A 20,853-nucleotide genomic window follows, 5' to 3' on the forward strand; every position below is an offset into this window, starting at 1 on the left:
GAAGCTGGATACCTCTTTTTCACGGATTATTACCGAAATGTTAAGGTGTAAATTAAGGAACCGCCCTGTACGGAACCGTACGCAGGGTGGTGTGAGAGGACGGATAGGGAATTAATCCCTATCCTCCTACTCGATTATATTATCAATCCACTGAAAATTCAGCCCCCCTTTATTGATTTCCAATCATAACAATTTCCACTTTTTCCCTCGGTCCCGAGGTATAAATTAAACACTCATGGCAATTCGTGGAATAGGTAGTGATATCGTTGAAGTCAGTCGAATTAATCGACTGAGAGAAAGCTATGGTAGCCGCTTTCTCAAGCGAGTATTTACAAAAGGTGAGACAGCCTATTGTGAATCCAAAGAGCATCCAGAAACACATTTCGCGGGTCGTTTCGCAGCCAAAGAAGCCATTGCCAAAGCCGTATACCAAAGCGGTTATGATAAAATTATCCCCTTCTCAGATATCGAGATATTGAATGATTCTGAAGGACGCCCCATGGTATCCCTGCTTACACACATCAAGGGGACCTGTCTGGTTACAATCTCCCATGAACGATCCATGGCCATAGCCTTCGCCATACTGGAGTATTGATTCATTGCGGGCTTTCCTTTCCATGGCAGCCAATCGAGCTGTAGATGAGTATGCCATTAAAACTTGCGGAATCCCTGGTAGCCTGCTCATGCAGAATGGAGGTGATGCACTGGTGGAACAGATGTACAAACATGGCTATCTTAATAATTCACCCGAAGTATTGGTACTTGCAGGGCATGGCAATAATGGTGGTGATGGCTATGTCATTGCTGCTGGATTGTTCAAGCGGGGTATATCCGTTGCCTTAATGATGGTTTCTGCTGAGAATCGCCTAACCGGTGATGCCCTGACTCATTTTAGTAAGTTGAAGGACCTTGATATCGCAGTTGAGACCTGGAACAATTCAGAAGCACAGAAGCAACAGGTTCTGAAGGCTGATATCATTGTGGATGCTCTATTGGGTACCGGGATTTCAGGACAAATCAGATCTCCTTACGACACACTTATTAATCTTTCAAATCAGAGCAGCGCCCTATGCATTGCCGTTGATGTGCCCTCTGGCGTTACTGGGGATCAAGGAGAGACGCTGGAGTCTTGTATCCATGCTGAACTCACCGTAAGCATGGGGTTCGGCAAACAGGGGTGTCTATTCGAACCAGCCAGATCCTATTCTGGAACTGTTATCCCCGTGGAAATTGGCTTTCCTGAGGACAGCTTGGATCATGTGAGTGGACAAGTACTCTGGCAGAATGAGGACACTGATTTTCCAAAATCCAAATACAGCAGACAGAACCACACACACAAGTATACAGCAGGCAAAGTATTTATAATTGCTGGCTCTCAGGGATTTACTGGAGCAGCGCTACTCTCCGCAACAGCGGCCCTGCGCTCAGGTGCAGGATTGGTCCGGCTGGCAATCCCGAAATCCCTGGGACCAATAGCTGAAGGTCATTCGCTTGAAACCGTTGTAGATTATGTCCCGGAAACTGAAAATATGGGAATTGCATTATCCGCATTACCAGACCTTCAGCAGGGTTGTAAGTGGGCAGATACTGTTGTAATAGGTCCTGGTTTGGGACGTCATCCTGAGACCATTCAAATCGTAAAGCAAATTGTAAAAGAATCCAGGCAGCCCATGGTGATTGATGCAGATGCCTTATTCGCCTTGAGCGATGACCCTTCACTTTTGCTGGCCAGGCTTGCTCCTACAATTCTTACTCCACATGCGGGGGAGTTTAAACGTCTCATGAAGCATAGGGGTGACTATAATCCGACCTGGGAAGATGCCCAAAATTTTGCCAAGGAATATGGCGTGTCTTTGCTTCTAAAAGGGGCCCCATCTCTTCTGGTAATGCCCTCCGGAGAAGTCACCATAAACTCAACTGGCTACGCTGGAATGGCGACTGCAGGCAGTGGCGATGTACTCAGCGGGGTAATAGCCTCTTTATGGTCCCAATGGATGGATGACCCTGAAGTACTAAACTTTGCCATGTACATACATGGACGAGCTGCTGAAATAAGTCGCCCTCAAAAAGGGGTTTTGGGCTTAATCGCCAGTGATATCGTAGAAGCGCTTCCCGAAGCTCTGAAGGAGTACGGTGGCTTACCGACTTAAATACTATTCTCCAGCTGTTTTATACGTGATCCTCATTTTTGCATTGTCCAGCCTGAATCAGCGTTTGGTATCCAACTATTCCTGGGGTCTAGATGATTTTATTCTTCATTTCATAGAATACCATTTCTATGGTGTGACATTAATCTGGGCAGTTCTCCGTGATAAACCCTTGCAAGAACTAAGATCTTCTTATCGTCTTGCTGCCAGTATCGGAGCTCTATCAGCAATCGGAGACGAAATCTACCAGTCCTTTGTCCCATCACGCTATTCCACCATAGAAGATGTGGTTGCAGATACATTTGGTGTTATCCTTTCCATTATTACTTTCTCCCTACTTATGAAAATTCCATTTTTGGAGCGGTTTAGACAAAATGCTTAAAAGTCTGCATATCGAGAACTTCGCCATCGTAGATGAAGCCAACGTAAGCTTCGATAGAGGTTTGAATGTGATTACCGGTGAAACGGGAGTTGGAAAATCACTTATCGTTGATGCCTTAAGTATTGCTCTGGGTGAGAGAGCCTTTAAAGATTTTATTCGTGATGGCTATCCCAGTGCCATTGTTGAAGCTGTGTTTGAAGTAAAACCATCTGAATTAAAAAAACTCGCCCCCCAGGGATTTGATGCTGGCACCATTACTGTGAAGCGTGAAATTAGACTCCAGGGACAATCAAAAGTTTGGATTAATGGTCAATCTCGAACCGTTCAGGAACTCAAGGAATTGGGCGATCTTCTGGTGGACCTCCACGGTCAGCACGAGCATCAGTATCTTCTCAATGAGGAACACCATATAGATTTTTTAGATCAGTTTGCTGAAAGCAGTAAGTTGAAACAATCCGTTGCAGAGAAATATCATACCCTGAGTGGTCTGATTCGGGAATTAGAGGAACGAGAAAAAACGGCCTCAAGTAGAAATGAACAATTTCAACTCTATGCCTTTCAGCTACAGGAATTGAATGATATCAATCCCCAACCCAATGAGTTGGATGAGCTTGAGAAGGAACGCAGAGTTCTTGAAAATGCACTGACCATCAGCGAGCAGGCCTCGATACTGTATAATGAGGTAGAGGGCTCAGAAAGCTCTGCCCTGGAACGGGTAAACACCATTATCCGACAATTGGAAAGTTTGAGTACATACACATCAACCGCTGCCGCATTTTTACCTGAAGCATTGGCTGCTCGCGTCACGCTTCAGGCCATCGCTGATTTCGCCTCTGAATATGAAAAGGAGGTCCAGGCTGACCCACAACGTCTGAGTCAGGTAGAATCACGGGTCAGAATACTGGGTCGACTATGCCAAAAGTATAATCGATCCTACCCGGAGCTGCTGGTCTACTGGGAAGAGATTCGAATTCGACTAGACAAACAAGATGATCCAGACTGGAGCAAGGAAGAGCTCACTCAATCCATTGAGGAGCATACTCAAGATTATTCCAAAGCTTGTACAGCTTTAAGTAAACACCGCTTAAAAGAAGCTGCAATTCTGTCTAAAACTGTGGTGGAAAAATTAAGTCATCTTGGTATTCCCAAGGCTCGGTTTCAAATTGAAGTGAGTCAGGAAGAGCAAGAACAGGGACTGGTTGAGCATAACAATAAAAAATTCAAAGCGGATGCCTCTGGTATGGACAAAGTTGTGTTCTGGATGCAGGCCAATCCTGGTGAACCCCTGAGACCACTGGCCCGCATCGCTTCAGGTGGAGAAATCAGCCGCATCATGCTTGCCATCAAATCAGCCATGTCAGGCAAAGATGGGATCGGGACAGTCATTTTTGATGAAATTGATACAGGAATTTCTGGGCGTATAGCCCGTGTTGTAGGTGCTGAGCTCAAGGATCTGGGTCGCCATCACCAACTCATCAGCATCACCCACCTTCCCCAGATAGCGAGTCTGGCTGATAGTCATTTCCGAGTTGAAAAGCATCTCATTAATCAAAGGACCGTCACCCGGGTGAAACGATTGGATGAAAACGAACGAATAAATGAAATTGCTACTCTCATCGGGGATGGAGCCCCAGGAGAAACAACACTTCTAGCTGCCAAAGAATTATTATTACAAGGGGATTGATCTAAAATGCGCCTATTGAATTGCTTACTCGCCGCCACACTACTGATTCTACTATCCTGCTCACAGGAAGCCCAAATAATTGAACTGAGTGACCCTGGTTTTGGGGTGACAGCTTCCAGTATAGATGCAGCTGATGAGGGCGTAGATATCCCAGTATTGATGAAAACAGATGATATAATTAAGGGCATACAATTCACCCTTACCTGGGATCCAGCTGTGGGTCAGGTGATCAAGCCCTCGCTCACGTCATCGAATCCAGGTTTCACCGTCTCATCCAGTGAGGGGGGTCGTGGAGAGATGAAGGTTCTGATCTTTAGCATGCCTGGTGACGTCTTCAATATGTCTGATCCAACTATCATGACCATTCCGGTGAGAATTATCAATCCTGATGCGCCACTTTTTGTGCTGGCATTCAAAGATGCCATCTTTGCAGGACCCAACGGTGTGGCCTATGAGATACCCGTGTTCCATGCAAAATTAAAGATCAATCATAAATGAGTTATATAGATCTGCGATCTGATACGGTGACCCGTCCAACTGGGGCCATGAGAACTGCCATGTATGAAGCAAAGGTTGGAGACGATGTCTATGGTGAAGATCATTTGGTAAATGAACTTCAGGAACGAGTCGCTGACATGCTGGGGAAAGAAGCAGGCCTGTTTGTACCATCTGGGACCATGAGCAATCAACTCGCTATTCGTAGCCAGACACAGCCCGGTGATGAGGTCATCTGCGAGTATAACTCACACATATTCAATTATGAAGGCGGTGGGCCGGCCTTGCTAAGTGGTGTCCAACTTCATCCACTGCTAGCTGAGAACGGAATACTTGTTTCAGATCAGATCGCTGAGGCAATGCGACCTGCTGACCATCACTATGCTCAAACCCGACTTATTACGCTGGAAAACACCCATAATCGAGCAGGGGGCGTTGTCTATCCCTTGCCTGTGGTTGAGGATATCGCCAGGTACGCGAATACTCGGAAAATTCGCATGCATCTCGATGGGGCTCGTCTCATGAATGCTGTCATAGCAAGCGGGCTCGATCCCAGTGCATATGGAGATCATTTCAATTCTGTGAGTCTTTGCCTCTCCAAAGGTCTTGGGGCTCCGGTTGGGTCCGTCTTAGTGGGAGATGCTGAATGTATCAACAGGGCACATCGATTTCGTAAAATGTTTGGTGGAGGGATGCGTCAAATTGGCATCCTGGCAGCCGCTGGTTTATATGCCCTGGACCATCATATTGAACGCCTCGCAGAGGATCATATCAGGGCTAAAACTCTGGCACAAACCTGCCTGGAGTTGGGATATCTGGAAAAGGATATTGCCTGGACCCAGACAAATATTGTTCTTTTGACCTTTCCTGATGGCAATACAAAGGAAATGGAGCTGAAATTCAAGGCAGCGGGCTTGTTGGTTTCGGTGGTTAATGATTATAGAATCAGACTGGTAACTCACCTAGATTTTGATGAGCAGCAATTGCTCCGCTCCGTGGAAATTCTTAAACAAGTGTTAGGCTAAAATATGAAAAAGAAGATTGTCATCGTTGGTGCCGGTAGTGTTGGGTTTTACCTGGCCAAAACGTTGGCTGAAATGGGGAATGATATCAGTATTATCGATATTGACCCTGAAAAAGTTCTAAGAGCGAAGCAGGAACTAGATGCATTGGTCATAGAGGGTCATGGTGCTCAATCTAACATTCTGAAGGATGCCCAGGTTGAATCAGCTGATTTGTTTCTGGCTGTAACCCGTATCGATGAAATCAACATCGTTGCCTCCATGAAGGCCAAAAAAATGAATCCCAATGCCAAGATATTGGCCCGGGTTCGCAGCGGTGATTATCAGAAGAAGGATGCCCTATTAAACCTGGAAGAATTGGGGATTGAAAAGGTGATTAACCCTGAACAGATCGCCGCTCGCGAAATTCAGCACCTCGTGCAACACGCCACTGCCCAGGAGATTATGACATACAATCATGGACGAGTTTACATGGTAGCCCTCACACCTACAGATACCTGCGAATTGATGAATAAATCTTTAAGAGAGTTGGGGAATACTTATACACAACTACCCTTTCGAACAGTAGCTATCGATCGTGATGGTGAGACCATCATTCCGCAAGGGGACCATGTATTTCTACCAGGAGATAAAATCTTTGTAGTCTGTCTAAAGGATGAGCTTGATGGGATGTACCGCCTGTGTGGTTTCAAACAGAAGAAAACGATTAAAACAGTGTTGATAATGGGGGCAGGTAAATTAGGTCGCCTGGTTGCTGCCTACCTTAAGGATCAGTATAGTGTCAGGCTGGTCGACAATCGTAAAGAGAAATTGCTAAAGGCCGCCAAAGAATTACCAGATGTTTTGCTTCTTCATGCAGATGCCCTGGATATAGACTTTCTGGAAAGCGAAGGAATCAGTGATTTTGATGCTTTAATCACCCTGACTGATGACGAAACCACCAATCTTTTTGCAGGGTTGATGGCTAAGAAAAAAGGGGTAGACAAGGTTATTGTACACATCAATTCACCAGATTATTTGCCCCTGGTAAAAGGACTGGGAATCAATTCTGTTGTCAGTAAAAATCTCTCTACTGTTGATGCTTTTATGCGCTATGTAGTGAGGGGACAGGTTCACTCTGTGATGATGTTAGAGGGTATTGATACGGAAGTCATTGAACTTTCACCTGCTCCAAACAGCAAAATTATTGGAGTCCCCCTGGAGGAGCTTGACTTCCCACCAGATGCTGTTGTTGGTGCTATTATCAAAGGGGGAATGGAAGAAATTGCTATGGGCAAAAGTATCATAGAAAAAGGTGATCGGGCAATTGTCTTTGCCAGAGCTTCTAGAGTAAAAGATGTCGAAGAACTCTTCAACTAAACGGTTTAGCCTGCGCCCAACACTCAATGTGTTGGCAGCGCTTACTCTCTTCATTGGGCTATCTATGGGGCTTTCGCTGTTAGTTTCATTGGCCTATGGCGATGGGGATAGCAAAGCCCTTTTCGAAGCCATGATACTTACCCTTTCAATAGGTGGTCTGGGATTCATTTTTACACGCCATTCACATGTTATGGCACCTCGACAGGTTTTTCTGAGTGTTAGTCTCAGTTGGATATCGGCTTCTCTATTTGGAGCTTTGCCTATGTTCCTGGCAACTGATATATCCTACACCGATTGCTTCTTCGAAGCCATGTCAGGATTTACCACAACAGGTGCATCAATATTGACAGATATTGAAAGTCTGCCCCACGGGATCCTTTTTTGGAGAAGTTTTACCCATTGGTTAGGTGGTATGGGTATTATTGTATTTACAGTCACCGTCATGCCCCTTGCAGGCCGCAGTGGAACTTTGCTATTTGCTGCTGAGGCGCCGGGTCCTGTAAGCGACAAAATCACCCCCAGGATTTCTGATACTGCCAAATTGCTGTATATGGTCTATGCGTTGATCTCATTCGCAGAATTTATCCTCTTGTGGATCGGACCCATGGATTGGTTTGACTCTGCCTGTCACACCTTTGGTACCATGGCAACAGGAGGTTTTTCGACCAAAAATGCCTCTATCGCTCATTTTCAAAGTGCTTATGTGGATTGGGTGATCATCTTTTTCATGATTCTGGCAGGAACCAATTTTTCACTTCACTATTTTGGACTGCACGGCAAGGTTATTCGCTATCTGAAAAGTCGTGAATGGCAATTCTGGATGAGCATTTTGGGGATGGCCCTGGGGCTTATGCTCATGGATTTTTACTTTTCTTCCTTTTATGACAGCGGGGGTGCTGCCATCCTGGCCTTGAAGGCCGAGCCTCTCAGGCAAGCAACCTTTCAGGTTGTATCTATTATTACTACAACAGGCTTTGTCACCGCTGACTTTGAACAATGGTCCTATTATGCCCAGTTTATCCTGTTTGGTCTCATGTTTGTGGGCGGTATGGCAGGTTCCACTGGTGGGGGTATCAAGGCTATCAGAATCCTGCTTTTTACCAAAATGGCCATCACTGAACTTCGTCGGATGATCCACCCCAGGGCTTATTTACCCATCAAACTCAGCAATCAATTTGTGGATGATGATGCCGTACGCAACACGACGACCTTTCTCCTGTTCTTCATGGTGATATTTGTTGGCTTAGCTTTCATGCTCACTGGTTTTGGGCATGATTTGGTCACCAGCACCACTGCATCCATATCCATGCTTTCTAATATTGGACCAGGTCTGGGAAATGTTGGACCCACAGACAATTTCTCCTTTTTTAGCGATATAGAGAAATGGGTCATGGCCTTTGTGATGATGCTGGGACGTTTGGAAGTATTAACCGTAGTGGTTTTGTTTAACCGTCATTTTTGGAGGTCCTGATGGAAGTGGTCAAGGTTGAGATGAAGGGTGGGATAGGCCGAGTCACCATAGATCGTCAGTCAAAATTAAACGCCCTAAACGAGATGGTCCTCAATGAACTGGAGCAAGTCTTTCTCGATCTGAAAGAACGAGAAGAAGCTCGTGTTATTGTGATAACGGGGGCAGGAGAAAAATCTTTTGTCGCTGGTGCAGATATCAGCCAATTCCCTTCCATGTCCCCTGAAGCGGCTCATACATTCGCAAAGCGTGGACAGGCTGTTTTCTCGCTAATCGAATCAAGCTCCAAACCGGTCATTGCTGCAATCAATGGATTTGCCCTGGGAGGCGGTTGTGAGCTTGCCCTGGCCTGTCATTTAAGATTTGCTGCAGAGAATGCCATGTTTGGGCAACCCGAAGTAAAGCTGGGAGTTATTGCAGGGTATGGTGGAACCCAACGCTTGCCGCGTCTAATTGGCAGGGGCAAGGCTCTGGACCTACTCCTCTCGGGTAGGATGGTCACAGCTGAGGAAGCCCTTCAAATGGGTCTGGTAAATGGTGTTTTCCCTCAGGCAGAATTATTATCAAAAGTTGAAGAATACGCCGAATTGCTCATGGCACAATCACCACAAGCTCAGGCACTGACCCTCAGGGCCGTCTATAAGGGAATTGAAACTACCTTGAATGCAGGTCTGGAAGAAGAGGCCTCCGCTTTTCGAGATGTCTTTAAAACCGAAGATCGAATTGAAGGTGCCACTGCCTTTCTCGAGCGACGTCCTGCAAAATTTAAAAATCGCTAAGTCACTGCAGATGGATCAAAAACAACGAAGATTTGTACTTTATGCCCAGAATCGTCTCCACGCTCTTGGCAGCAAAACGGCCAATGGATTGATCCTCTTTCGTCAAGACGAAATTCAGGTAATTGTTGATGCCAGCAAAGCAGGTTTAACAGCTCAGGATGTGCTGGGCTATGGTGGTGCTATCCCAATTGTGGCCCATATTTCTGAAGCCATGGCGTATAAGCCGGATACCATGGCAATTGGTATCGCTCCCATTGGAGGAGCAGTTAATCCTGAGTGGATACCTGAAATTAAGATTGCCCTGGAAGCAGGATTAAAGGTTTGGGCTGGTTTACATCAATTTCTTGCTGACATTGATGAACTGAAAGACTTCCAGCATCTCATTTGGGATGTTCGTAGACCCCCAACAGGTTTAAAGGTTGCCCAAGGGCATTGGCGCCAGAGGAAGTCAAAAGTAATCCTCACCATTGGATCAGATTCCAATGTGGGAAAAATGACCACGGCCCTGACGCTTCAAAATCAATTAAAGAAAATTGGTCTGAATTCCATATTCATAGGTACCGGTCAAACCGGTATGATGATATCAGGTCGCGGGATCGCTGTGGATGCCGTCATATCTGATTTCGTGAATGGTGCTATCGAAGCTGAGATTGATAAAGTCGATGGCCAGGCACCACTTATTATTGTTGAGGGGCAGGGAGCCGTAACCCACCAGGGCTATAGCGGTGTCACAATGGGCTTGATCCACGGTGCCATGCCCGATGCATTTGTCCTTGCTCACCAACCCAGTCGTCTACATGATGATTATGATCATCCCTTGCCAGACATTGGCTATGTGATAGACCTCCATGAAACATTGATGCGTCCTTTTAAACCTTCAAAAGTGCTGGGTATCAACCTGTACTCCAAAGACTTGAGCAGTGAGGATAGCCAAAAAGCATGTGAACGTATTTATGAAGAAACTGGCTTGCCAGTGGAGGACATGGTGAGAGCACCCAAACGAATCGTTGCAGAAAAAGTACTTCGAGATCTTTTCCCCGAAAAGCATCTCTAGGAATGTGAGGAAATCTATGACCTTGTCTCTTACGTGGTCCATCCAACGGATTACAACCAAATTTGAATTCAAAATCGCCAGGAGTGCTGAAAGCTACTATGATGTTGTCATCCTGGAATTGAGCGATGGTGAGTTCACAGGTTTTGGAGAAGCAGCCCCTTCCAAACGATATGAAAAAGGTTCTGGGGCAGTAATGGAAATGCTGGCAGCCCAAAACAATCAGATTCTAGAACTACCCATTGATGATGCCGAAAGTCGTCAGGACCAATTGGAGCGTATGTTTCCTGAGAGTTATTCTCTTCAGGCAGCTCTGGATACAGCCTTTTGGGATTTATATGGGCAACGCCAGGGAGAGCCTCTCTGGAAAATCTTTGGTGCCACACCGGAGCTGGTTACGTCTTCTTATACCATTGGTATATCAGATCTCAGCATTATCCCAGATAAAATTGCAGAGGCTAATGATTATCCGATTCTCAAGATAAAATTGGGTACAGATTATGACCATGATATCATGCGAGCAATCCGAACCCAAACAGATAAGATCCTCAGAGTGGATGTTAATGAAGGTTGGAAAACCCTGGATGATGCCAAGCGGGGGGCTGAATGGCTGGCTGAGGAAAATGTGGAGTTTCTCGAACAACCCATGCCTTCGAATCAACTGGATGACATCGCTAAATTGAGAGAGTTCTCACCCCTGCCTCTGGTGGCAGATGAGAATTCTGTCCGCCCCCAGGACATCCCTGGTCTCGTAGGTGCCTATGATGGTATTAATATCAAGTTGATGAAGTGTGGTGGTTTAACCAATGGGCTGAAAATGGTAAAACTGGCTCACAAATATGAATTTGACATCATGTTGGGCTGTATGGTGGAAACTTCTGTGGGAATATCAGCCATGTCACAGCTGGGATCTTTTGCACGCTGGTTAGACCTGGATGGCAATGTGTTGCTGGCCGAAGATCCATATAGTGGTGTAGGAAATCACGCCGGGAAAATTCTCTTGCTTGATAAACCTGGTTTGGGAATTGTGAAAAGATAGACAGGGTATATTTTATTTATATGATTGAACACAATCCATCAGGAGCTTAATGTGAAATACTCGCCCCAACTACTCATACTCATTGTTGTCGTCATCTTTACGACTGGTTGCACAACATGGTCCCCCAATGCCACGGCGCTTCCAAAGCATCAATTTCTGCGTAGTGCCCAACAGCAAGCTGCTTACGAGATAGATACCCTCCTGAATCATGCACCGACTGATATGGGTTGGTGGGGAGTAAAAATTCAATACGCCAATTCAGGCGAGGTGTTTTATGAAAGAAATCCCGGGAAAATGTTTATGCCAGCCTCCAATCAGAAAATGTATACCACAGCAGCAGCGCTTTGTCTTCTGGGACCACAATATCGTTATGAAACGGATTTTATGACCAATGGTGACCTGGACACAAACGGTGTGTTGCATGGAGATTTAATCATACGAGGTAGCGGCGATCCATCCTGGTCATGGCGTTTTTATGATAATAATTATGATTCAGTTATGGTAAGATTTGTGGATTCACTTCAGTTTTATGGAATTACCGAGATTAAGGGTGATCTTGTAGGTGATGACAATGTCTTTGATGACCAATCCCTGGGGTATGGCTGGTCCTGGGATGATGAAACTTATTATTATGCTGCTCAGTTATCCGGACTCTCCTACAATGAAAACTATATTGATTATACCCTCACTCCTGATTCATTGAACCTGGGAAGTCCTGTTATCATTGAATCTCATCCTCAGACAAGCTACTTGAATTTACGCAATGACCTGATCACGGTAAGTAGTGATACTGCCACTGAGTGGACCTATGATCGTAAACGTCAGACAAACAACGCCTGGTTTGAAGGGAATTATCGTTATCAGGCAGGGGAGACAGAAAGAGCCATCACCATTCACAATCCAACCCTTTTTACTGTAAATGTCCTTAAAGAGAGACTGGAGGATGCTGGCATCAAAGTAAGTGGATCACCGCAGGATGGAGACGATTTGACAGATTCATTGGATTACTCACAGATGCATCCAATTTTCACCTATTTGTCTCACCCCATGTCAGATATTATCTCTAAGGTAAATCGTCCCAGCCAGAATTTTATTGCTGAAACACTCCAGAAAACGCTGGGGGCTGAATTTGGAGCCGAAGGCTCTTCCAGAGAAGGCCGTATAATTCAAATGATGTTTTATGATTCACTTGGGATGAATGTTGAGAATTTGCGGCTACGGGATGGCTCTGGTTTATCGCGGCACAATCTTGTTTCCCCCAACACAAGTGTTTCGCTGTTGGAGATGATGTGGGAACATCCATACAGAACTTATTTTATCGAGTCACTTCCGCTTTCCGGTTTGACCGGTACCATACGCAAGCGGATGATTGGCACAGATGCAGAGCAAAATGTGAGAGCCAAGACAGGTACAATAGGCTATGTGAGTTCTCTGTCTGGGTATGCCTGGACCCAATCTGGTGAACCCATCATATTTTCCATTATGGCAAATCATTTTACCATCCCCACAAGCCAAGTGAGGGCTATTCAGGATCAGATTGCCATTATCCTCTCAGAGATGGAGTAATCGCATGAAAGTGACCAGGATCAGCCACATTGCCATTGCAGGAGATAACCCAGAACAGACCAGGATTCTATATGAGGACATTCTGGGCCTTAATTCTGGAGGGTCAGAAGTCGTTCAGCAGGAGGGTGTCACCACTCATTTTTATAAGGCTGGCGAATCAAGCATAGAATTATTGGAGCCATTCTCCACAGAAACTCCTGTTGGCAAGTTTTTAGCGAAGCGGGGACCAGGGTTGCATCATATCGCATTGGAGGTGGAAGGGCTGGATGGCTATGTCGTCAAGCTGAAGGAAGCCGGTATTGTACTCCTCAGCGAAGCACCCAGTCTGGGTGCCCATGATATGCGTATCATCTTTATACATCCCAAATCAGCTGGTGGTGTCCTCATAGAGCTTTGTGAAAAGAGCTAGCACTAATACACCTCGCTTTCTTCAAGCTTCATTTTAGATTTTCACCATGAGTACAACTGAAGCCCCCTATAAGGCCAAACTTAAAGATTTGCCAACCCAGCCAGGGGTTTACTTCTACTATGACAAGAATGGTAAGATCATATATATTGGAAAAGCCAAAGTATTAAAAAACCGTGTAAAATCATACTTCACTGGAACGCCGGATAGCCCCAAAACTGCCCGTCTGATTGCTCGTATCTGGGATCTTCAGACGCTGGTGACTCGCACTGAAGTTGAGGCTTTGCTTACTGAAGCAAATCTGATCAAACAACACCGTCCCCGTTTCAATATCGACTTACGGGATGATAAGACCTTTCCCTATATCCGCATCACCAATGAAGATTACCCCCAGGTATTTGTCGCCCGTACCATTGTGAAGGATGGGTCTATCTATTATGGTCCCTATACCAATGTCAAGGGGCTTCGCGCTGCTTTAGCTGTTATCAAGCGCATCTTTACCATCCGTAGTTGCAGTTATCGCATGGATGATGAATCTGTGGCTGCAAAAAAAGTACAATTGTGTCTGGACTATCACATCGGCAAATGTGATGGCCCCTGTCAGGGTCTGATTTCAAAGAATGAGTATGCTGAAATGATCCACCGTGTTGAGGACTTCCTTAAAGGAAGGACTGACAATGTGGATACCTACCTCTCAGATAAGATGCAGCACGCTGCTGAACATCAGGAGTATGAACACGCTGCCATACATAGAGATCAACTGGAAGCGGTCAGATCCTATGTGAGTCGACAACGGCTGAAAACCAGTGATTTTGAGGATAGAGATGTCCTTGGTGTAGCCAGACAGGACAATCTGACCTGTGGTATTCTGATTCGCATTCGAGCAGGCAAGCTTATTGGTAAAGAACAATTTCGATTTAGAGGAACTGAGGATGAGGACATGCCCAGCATCCTCAGCCGTATGATTACCCGTGTCTATGAAGATGCCTCATTTATCCCGCGGGAAATTTTAGTTCCTGACAAAGTCGCTGATTTGGATATGATCCATGCCTGGCTCAAAGATGTTTCAGGGGTCAAAATTTCCTTTCTTCGACCACAGAAAGGTGAGAAGAAGACCCTCCTGGATTTAGCAGAACGCAATGCCGAGCTCGTTCTGAAAGATTGGGCGTTGGAACAAGCCCAACGGGTAGAAATTGTTCCAAAAATGGTTCGATCTCTTCAGGAGGACCTCAACCTCCCTGCACCGCCGCGACGAATTGAAGGCTTTGATATTTCCCATCTAGGTGGGACTGAAACCGTCGCTTCTCTGGTCTGTTTTGTTGATGGAAAACCCGCTAAACGTGAATATCGCAAATTTCAGATCAAAACTGTAGATGGTATCGATGATTTTACCAGTATGAAAGAAGTCATTCATCGGCGATATACGAGGGTAAAAGCTGAAGGTCTCTCAGAACCCGATCTAATTCTAATTGATGGGGGTAAGGGGCAGCTCAGTGCGGCTATTGGAGCACTTGAGAGGATTGGCATGTCTCATATACCCATTCTTGGCCTTGCCAAACGTCTTGAGGAAGTTTTTCTACCAGGTGAATCAAATTCACTGGGAATACCTAAAACCAGTGGCTCCATCATACTACTTCGACGGATTAGAGATGAAGCTCATCGTTTTGCCATTACCTTTCAGAGAAAACGGAGAGGGAAAGCCATGGTACACTCTGCCCTTGACGATATTGAAGGCATCGGCCAATCCCGGCGTATAGCGTTGATAAATTATTTCCGATCTTTAAAAAATATAAAAAATGCCAGCATAGAGGAAATTGCCCATGTTCCAGGGATTTCACTCACCATGGCGACAAGAATAAAAGAAGGACTCAGCTGATGGTCTTTGATTTTACTGAGAAGGAAAAAGGAATACAGCCACGTACAATTTGGTGCTTGGGTAGAAATTATGCTAAGCATGCAGAGGAACTTGGCAATGCCGTTGAGGCCAGACCCCTGGTTTTTCAGAAAGGGCTTAATGCCCTGGTGCCTATGCAAAGAACACAAACTCTGTTTCCTGGACATGGTGACGTACACTATGAAACCGAAATTGTTGCCCTCATGGACAGGAACGATAGCGGATCATTTATTGCCGCCATTGGACTGGGTCTTGATCTTACCCTCCGTGATCTTCAAAATGAGCTAAAAGCTGAGGGGAAACCCTGGACATTGGCTAAATCATTTGATGGAGCAGCTATAGTCAGCCGATTTATATCCACAAACGAAATACCATCCCTGAATCAAATACGTTTTACCATGCTCCTGAACGGGGAAATCAGGCAACGTGGAGATAGCAGCCAGATGATTCTCCCCTTTGAAAAGATTCCTGCCTACCTGGAGGAATTTACTGACTTGCAACCCGGCGATATTATCTTCACCGGAACGCCTGAAGGTGTGGGTGTCCTGAAATCTGGAGATGAAGTGAGTTTGGATTTAGCAGGTCATCACATGGGAACCATTAGATTTAATTGATTACCAGTTCCGTTCCTCGTCATCCCGAGCGTCATGCTGAGCGGAGTCGAAGTGCGAGGGAGATAGTAATTTCTCAATCCCGACATCTTTGCACCTCGACTCCGCTAGGTGTGACGAACTTTGAGCTTGGGTTGAACCAAAAGTAGAAAGAAAAAATAATATATGGCTCCATCTCAAGTTCGTGTTCGTTTTGCTCCCAGTCCCACAGGTTATCTCCATATAGGTGGTGTCAGAACTGCCTTATTCAACTGGTTGTTTGCACGCCATCATGGCGGGAAATTCATTCTACGCGTCGATGACACGGATCAAGCCCGAAATGTCCATGAGGCCCTCCAACCTATCATGGAAGGATTCAAGTGGTTGGGCATCGATTGGGATGAAGGTCCAGGAATGGGTGGACCCCATGCACCGTACTTCCAATCCCAACGATCAGATATTTATGCTGAGGCAGTTGCCAGGTTGCTCCAAGACGGCCATGCCTACAGAGATTTCTCAAAATCGGAGGAATTTGCCGCAGAACGTCAAGTAGCGGAGAAGGAAAAGCGCCAGTTCATTTATAGTCGCACCTGGATGGCTGAAACGGATGAAGATATCAAGAAGTTTGAGGCAGAGGGTCGAGAATCCATCGTTCGTCTCAAAATGCCCCGAGAAGGCAAATGTGAATTTCACGATTTGGTCCGTGGTGATATGTCCTTCGAATGGGGCGGGGAACAAGATCACGTTATTCAGCGCACAGATGGATCCTGTCTCTATCATTTGACCAGCGTAGTGGACGATGGTGCTTTTGAAATCAGTCATGTGATCCGAGCTATCGAGCATTTACCCAATACACCCCGTCAAATATTTATTGCCCAGAGTCTTGGACTTGAATTACCCATCTATGCCCATCTACCATTTGTGGCTGAGCCTGGAAGCTCCAATAAACTGAGCAAGCGAAAATTAGATAAATACCTGAAAAATAGAGACTTTAAGGTTCTCTATGACCACGGTGAGAAAATCGCTGAACAAATTGGATTTTCTGCATCTCCAGAAACCTTCAACCCGGTTATAGTCGATTTTTATCGGGAAATTGGTTTTCTACCTGATGCTATCGTCAACTATTTGCTTCTGCTTGGTTGGTCTCTAGACGATAAGACCGAGGATTTTTCCCGAGAAGCGATGATTCAGGAGTTTAGTCTGGATCGTATCAATAAATCGCCTGCCAGTTTTGATCCCCAAAAACTTACCTCCTTCCAGAGTCGCTATATGTGGCGTCTTGATATGGATGAGAAGTTGGAGATGGTCCTGCCTTTTCTGGAGAAAGCCGGGCTTGTACAGGCACCTGCAGGGGCGGAAACAAGATCCAGGGTCAAAGCGATTCTTGAGGCTGCCAACGAACGGATATCATTTGCTGGGGATATCCTGGATTATGCCGAGTTTTTTCAGGCTGACGATTCGCTTGAGTATGAAGAAAATGCATTCAGGAAACGTCTTGTCAATGCTGAAGCCCAGCGTGAATTGCTGATTAAACTGCGAAGTATCTTACCTGAAGCTGAAGATTTCTCTGCTGAATACCTTGATCAATACCTCCACGCTTTTATCGAAAAGGAGGGTGTGGGAATGGGGATGATTGTCCACGCTATCCGTGTGGCGATTACAGGTAAGGCTGTCGGTTTTGGTCTTTTCGAAATTATGGCTATCATTGGAAAAGATAGCTGTCTGAATCGCATTGATCGAGCACTCCAACTGGTTGCCCAACAACAATAAATCTTGCACAGGATTGAGTAAAATTCATCATGGTTATGCTATGGATGAAAATGTATGTTATTTGCTGATTAGTTTTTTGGACCAAGCCCTGTAAAATCAGGCCACAGATATGAGGATAGTATGGGTGCAAACCTGAATGCGGACACCAGCGAGAGCGCTGCTACAGTTCCGGAAAAATCACTGAACTTTGTTGAAGAAATCATAAATGATCATCTGAAATCTGGTCGTTTTGGACAGATAGTTCATACACGCTTCCCACCAGAACCCAATGGCTATTTACACATTGGACACGCAAAATCAATCGCTTTAAACTTCAGTTTGGCTGAAAAATATGGTGGAAAGTGTAATCTACGCTTTGATGATACCAATCCCAGCAAAGAAGAAGAAGAGTATGTAGACTCTATTAAAGAAGATATCAAGTGGTTGGGCTTTGATTGGGAAGATAGAGAGTATTATGCCTCTGATTATTTTGATCAACTCTATGAATGGGCTGTCAAGCTCATAAATGACGGGCTGGCCTATGTCTGTGATCTTACTCTGGAAGAAGGCAGGGAATATCGTGGTACGCCAACAGAACCCGGAAAGCACAGTCCATATCGGGATCGCTCGGTTGAAGAAAACCTGGATTTGTTTGCCAGAATGAAGGCGGGTGAATTTCCAGATGGCACCCGGACGCTAAAAGCCAAAATTGATATGGCCCATCCCAATTTTCACATGAGAGATCCAATCATTTATCGGATTCTTCATGAACATCATCATCGTACTGGTGATAAGTGGTGCATTTATCCCATGTATGACTTTACCCATGGGCAGTCAGATTCCATTGAGAAGATTACACAATCTATCTGTACCCTGGAGTTTGAGAATCATCGACCACTTTATGACTGGTTCTGTGACAAACTTGAGATTCATCACCCCCAGCAAATAGAGTTTGCCCGTCTAAATCTCACCTACACGGTGATGAGCAAACGTAAGTTTTTGACCCTGGTCAATGAAGGCTATGTCAGCGGTTGGGATGATCCCAGGATGCCCACCATCTCTGGATTGAGACGTCGAGGTTATACGCCTGAATCCATTCGTAATTTTTGTGAATACATCGGTGTGGCTAAACACAATAGCGTCGTAGATGTTACTATTCTTGAAAATCATGTAAGAGAACATCTCAATGCCATAGCACCGCGAGTAATGGCAGTTCTGAATCCACTGAAGGTGGTTATTGAAAACTACCCAGAAGATAAGGTGGAACTTCTACAGGCCGTAAATAATCCAGAAGATGAGAGTGCCGGAACCCGTGATGTACCGTTCACCAGAGAACTCTACATCGATGAGAATGACTTCATGGAAGAACCTGTGAAGAAATATTTTCGACTTGCACCAGGCAAAGAAGTAAGGTTGCGCTATGGCTATATCATTAAATGCGAGGATGTGATCAAGAATAATGCTGGCGAAGTTGTAGAACTCCGTTGTACCCTTGATCCGGATACCTTGGGTAAACAGCCCACTGATCGAAGAGTGAAGGGTGTGATCCATTGGGTTTCTGCAGATAAATGTCTGGATGCGGAAGTACGTCTCTACGACCGTTTATTCAGCGTCGAACATCCTGACAAAGTTGAAGAAGGTCAGGATTTTAGATCAAACATTAATCCCGATTCACTTGAAGTTCTCACGCAGGCAAAAGTTGAACCTGCACTAAAGGATGTTAAGTCAGGCCAGCGTTTTCAGTTTGAACGGGTCGGCTATTTTAGTGTTGATAAGGATAGTAGTGGTAATCATCCTGTTTTCAACAGAATAGTATCCCTCCGGGATAGCTGGGCGAGGATAACCCGAAATTCCTGACAAAGCTTTGAAAATCGGGTTCTGTAATGGTGCTTGCAAAGGTGACGAGCAAAGAATTATTTTCTTGGCAAGAAATCTGAATAATCTGGGGAGCTTATGAATAAAAAGTTAGTTCTGTTAATCATTGCAGGGATGCTTGTAGTTGGTGCTTTTGGTCAGGAGATTTTGCCTGTCTCAAACAACAATATTCTTGTGTTTATAGAACCATTTGAAAATCACAGTCCCAGAGGCGAGCAAAGCTGGCTGGAACAGGGTTTCCCCGGTTTTTTAAAATCTGGTCTGGCTGACACTGACTATCTATATGCATATTCTATCCCAGACTTTCAAAATGATCTGGTAGATAGACCCCACAAACTTCAAGACCTGATCTGGACATCAGTCTTTCAGCGACAGGTAGATCCTGGCTATGAATCTTATCTGGTTTTAGGTCGCTATAGTTATCTGGAAGGTGAACTTACTGTCCAAATGGATCTTCTATCCTTGCGAAATACCAAAGTTTTGGCACGTTTTGAGGACAAGGTCCCCTATACAAAATTACTCACCTGGAAAAATGAGCTGTCTGATTGGGCGTTGGCAAATCTTCGTCTCAAAGATGATCCAACTACAAGTAGCACTAAGGACATCAAAATGCCCAGTCGGGATGCAACGCCGCTACCAGGGGTGGCACTTAGAGATCAGCTGAATACACTTTTTGATACAAAAAAGCAGAACAAAACTGAGGATCTACAACGCAAGTATGAGCAGCAATCCAGAATGAAACTTGGGACCCAATTGGAAGCACTATGGCATGACATTGCCTATGATCCATATCTGGCAAACATCCATGACATCCATACCCTGCGCTTGCAAGCCGAACCAGATAGTGTCCTGGTGAACTTTAAAGTCGGCTACCGTATAAATCCTCGCATCCTAGATGAAATTGAACATTTCAGCAAAACGCGCTCAGCTCTGGTTGGCAAGACGGATTCGTTTGAAGGTCATGCATTTATGGATTTAGGATATATTGATGCTGATTTTACACGTGAAGTTGCTGGGGGTGATTGGAGAATAGTACCTATCATCACCATGGGACCTGAAAATCTTCCTTTCCGTCGAGTCTTCTACCACTCATTCCCACGACCCATAGAATCACCTGGCGAGTACTATTATAATCAGGGAAAATTCAAACAACTGCTGCTGGCCATTCCCGGTGTTGATGCCCTGCGTATTTTTGCACAGGAAGTACAGCAGGTCTATGAGTATTCTATTGTTGTGGGCTATGATGAAATCGAAAAACTTGACAAAATTCAGGTCAAGTTTGTGGCTGAGCAGGACCTGGCAAAAAATCTATAAATAACCCGCTTTCCCCGAGAGCGATTCCCTGAA

The 20,853-nt window shown here is 45.3% G+C and carries 18 protein-coding genes; all 18 read left to right on the top strand.

The window, feature by feature from the left end; translation table 11 throughout:
* The first annotated feature begins 235 nt into the window (after positions 1–235).
* The 18 genes from acpS (at position 236) to ISR87_04520 (ending at position 20,820) form a co-directional block, all read left to right on the top strand.
* On the top strand, positions 236–595 hold the full coding sequence (gene acpS, locus ISR87_04435; GenBank protein ID MBL7024683.1) for a holo-ACP synthase: 360 nt from the start codon (positions 236–238) through the stop codon (positions 593–595).
* A gap of 22 nt (positions 596–617) precedes the next feature.
* Positions 618–2,150, top strand: a complete 1,533-nt coding sequence (locus ISR87_04440; GenBank protein ID MBL7024684.1) for an NAD(P)H-hydrate dehydratase — start codon at positions 618–620, stop codon at positions 2,148–2,150.
* Positions 2,134–2,529: a VanZ family protein gene (locus ISR87_04445; GenBank protein MBL7024685.1), complete on the top strand. Its 396-nt coding sequence runs from the start codon at positions 2,134–2,136 to the stop codon at positions 2,527–2,529. The genes ISR87_04440 and ISR87_04445 overlap by 17 nt, the downstream gene beginning before the upstream one ends.
* Complete coding sequence (gene recN, locus ISR87_04450) at positions 2,522–4,213, top strand: DNA repair protein RecN (protein ID MBL7024686.1); 1,692 nt, start codon at positions 2,522–2,524, stop codon at positions 4,211–4,213. The genes ISR87_04445 and recN overlap by 8 nt, the downstream gene beginning before the upstream one ends.
* A 6-nt stretch (positions 4,214–4,219) precedes the next feature.
* A complete protein-coding gene (locus ISR87_04455) occupies positions 4,220–4,711 on the top strand; it encodes a hypothetical protein (GenBank protein ID MBL7024687.1) in 492 nt (163 codons plus the stop codon).
* Positions 4,708–5,733 carry a low-specificity L-threonine aldolase gene (gene ltaE, locus ISR87_04460; GenBank protein ID MBL7024688.1) on the top strand — a complete coding sequence of 342 codons (1,026 nt, stop codon included), beginning with the start codon at positions 4,708–4,710 and terminating at the stop codon, positions 5,731–5,733. The genes ISR87_04455 and ltaE overlap by 4 nt, the downstream gene beginning before the upstream one ends.
* Before the next feature lie 3 nt (positions 5,734–5,736).
* Positions 5,737–7,089 carry a Trk system potassium transporter TrkA gene (gene trkA, locus ISR87_04465; protein ID MBL7024689.1) on the top strand — a complete coding sequence of 451 codons (1,353 nt, stop codon included), beginning with the start codon at positions 5,737–5,739 and terminating at the stop codon, positions 7,087–7,089.
* On the top strand, positions 7,067–8,560 hold the full coding sequence (locus ISR87_04470; GenBank protein ID MBL7024690.1) for a TrkH family potassium uptake protein: 1,494 nt from the start codon (positions 7,067–7,069) through the stop codon (positions 8,558–8,560). Before trkA ends, ISR87_04470 begins: the two co-directional genes overlap by 23 nt.
* A complete protein-coding gene (locus ISR87_04475; GenBank protein MBL7024691.1) occupies positions 8,560–9,336 on the top strand; it encodes an enoyl-CoA hydratase/isomerase family protein in 777 nt (258 codons plus the stop codon). Before ISR87_04470 ends, ISR87_04475 begins: the two co-directional genes overlap by 1 nt.
* Positions 9,337–9,346: 10 nt before the next feature.
* Positions 9,347–10,390, top strand: a complete 1,044-nt coding sequence (locus ISR87_04480) for a DUF1611 domain-containing protein (GenBank protein MBL7024692.1) — start codon at positions 9,347–9,349, stop codon at positions 10,388–10,390.
* A gap of 16 nt (positions 10,391–10,406) precedes the next feature.
* On the top strand, positions 10,407–11,426 hold the full coding sequence (locus ISR87_04485) for a dipeptide epimerase (GenBank protein ID MBL7024693.1): 1,020 nt from the start codon (positions 10,407–10,409) through the stop codon (positions 11,424–11,426).
* Between the two features lie 51 nt (positions 11,427–11,477).
* A complete protein-coding gene (dacB, locus tag ISR87_04490; GenBank protein MBL7024694.1) occupies positions 11,478–12,992 on the top strand; it encodes a D-alanyl-D-alanine carboxypeptidase/D-alanyl-D-alanine-endopeptidase in 1,515 nt (504 codons plus the stop codon).
* A gap of 4 nt (positions 12,993–12,996) precedes the next feature.
* Entirely contained in the window at positions 12,997–13,401 is a 405-nt protein-coding gene (gene mce, locus ISR87_04495; GenBank protein ID MBL7024695.1) for a methylmalonyl-CoA epimerase, read from the top strand.
* Between the two features lie 46 nt (positions 13,402–13,447).
* The gene (locus ISR87_04500; protein ID MBL7024696.1) at positions 13,448–15,274 is read left to right on the top strand and encodes an excinuclease ABC subunit C; all 1,827 of its coding nucleotides are present in this window, start codon (positions 13,448–13,450) and stop codon (positions 15,272–15,274) included.
* Positions 15,274–15,906: a fumarylacetoacetate hydrolase family protein gene (locus ISR87_04505; GenBank protein ID MBL7024697.1), complete on the top strand. Its 633-nt coding sequence runs from the start codon at positions 15,274–15,276 to the stop codon at positions 15,904–15,906. Before ISR87_04500 ends, ISR87_04505 begins: the two co-directional genes overlap by 1 nt.
* A gap of 162 nt (positions 15,907–16,068) precedes the next feature.
* A complete protein-coding gene (gene gltX / locus ISR87_04510; protein ID MBL7024698.1) occupies positions 16,069–17,652 on the top strand; it encodes a glutamate--tRNA ligase in 1,584 nt (527 codons plus the stop codon).
* Between the two features lie 120 nt (positions 17,653–17,772).
* Positions 17,773–19,488 (top strand): glutamine--tRNA ligase/YqeY domain fusion protein, encoded by a 1,716-nt coding sequence (locus ISR87_04515; protein ID MBL7024699.1) that lies wholly within the window; start codon positions 17,773–17,775, stop codon positions 19,486–19,488.
* A gap of 96 nt (positions 19,489–19,584) precedes the next feature.
* Positions 19,585–20,820, top strand: coding sequence for a hypothetical protein (locus tag ISR87_04520; protein MBL7024700.1), 1,236 nt, complete (start codon positions 19,585–19,587; stop codon positions 20,818–20,820).
* The last annotated feature ends 33 nt before the right edge of the window (positions 20,821–20,853 follow it).

It is taken from the genome of Candidatus Neomarinimicrobiota bacterium, assembly GCA_016784545.1.
GTDB lineage: Bacteria > Fidelibacterota > UBA8477 > UBA8477 > JABMPR01 > JABMPR01.

What these genes read in the sequence shown, in the direction of transcription:
- ISR87_04470 (MBL7024690.1), top strand. Translation starts at nt 7,067, where the DNA reads ATGTCGAAGAACTCTTCAACTAAACGGTTTAGCCTGCGCCCAACACTC.
- ISR87_04455 (MBL7024687.1), top strand. Translation starts at nt 4,220, where the DNA reads ATGCGCCTATTGAATTGCTTACTCGCCGCCACACTACTGATTCTACTA.
- gltX (MBL7024698.1), top strand. Translation starts at nt 16,069, where the DNA reads ATGGCTCCATCTCAAGTTCGTGTTCGTTTTGCTCCCAGTCCCACAGGT.
- ISR87_04520 (MBL7024700.1), top strand. Translation starts at nt 19,585, where the DNA reads ATGAATAAAAAGTTAGTTCTGTTAATCATTGCAGGGATGCTTGTAGTT.
- trkA (MBL7024689.1), top strand. Translation starts at nt 5,737, where the DNA reads ATGAAAAAGAAGATTGTCATCGTTGGTGCCGGTAGTGTTGGGTTTTAC.
- ISR87_04440 (MBL7024684.1), top strand. Translation starts at nt 618, where the DNA reads ATGGCAGCCAATCGAGCTGTAGATGAGTATGCCATTAAAACTTGCGGA.
- recN (MBL7024686.1), top strand. Translation starts at nt 2,522, where the DNA reads ATGCTTAAAAGTCTGCATATCGAGAACTTCGCCATCGTAGATGAAGCC.
- ISR87_04505 (MBL7024697.1), top strand. Translation starts at nt 15,274, where the DNA reads ATGGTCTTTGATTTTACTGAGAAGGAAAAAGGAATACAGCCACGTACA.
- ISR87_04475 (MBL7024691.1), top strand. Translation starts at nt 8,560, where the DNA reads ATGGAAGTGGTCAAGGTTGAGATGAAGGGTGGGATAGGCCGAGTCACC.
- ISR87_04515 (MBL7024699.1), top strand. Translation starts at nt 17,773, where the DNA reads ATGGGTGCAAACCTGAATGCGGACACCAGCGAGAGCGCTGCTACAGTT.
- ltaE (MBL7024688.1), top strand. Translation starts at nt 4,708, where the DNA reads ATGAGTTATATAGATCTGCGATCTGATACGGTGACCCGTCCAACTGGG.
- ISR87_04485 (MBL7024693.1), top strand. Translation starts at nt 10,407, where the DNA reads ATGACCTTGTCTCTTACGTGGTCCATCCAACGGATTACAACCAAATTT.
- mce (MBL7024695.1), top strand. Translation starts at nt 12,997, where the DNA reads ATGAAAGTGACCAGGATCAGCCACATTGCCATTGCAGGAGATAACCCA.
- acpS (MBL7024683.1), top strand. Translation starts at nt 236, where the DNA reads ATGGCAATTCGTGGAATAGGTAGTGATATCGTTGAAGTCAGTCGAATT.
- ISR87_04480 (MBL7024692.1), top strand. Translation starts at nt 9,347, where the DNA reads ATGGATCAAAAACAACGAAGATTTGTACTTTATGCCCAGAATCGTCTC.
- ISR87_04500 (MBL7024696.1), top strand. Translation starts at nt 13,448, where the DNA reads ATGAGTACAACTGAAGCCCCCTATAAGGCCAAACTTAAAGATTTGCCA.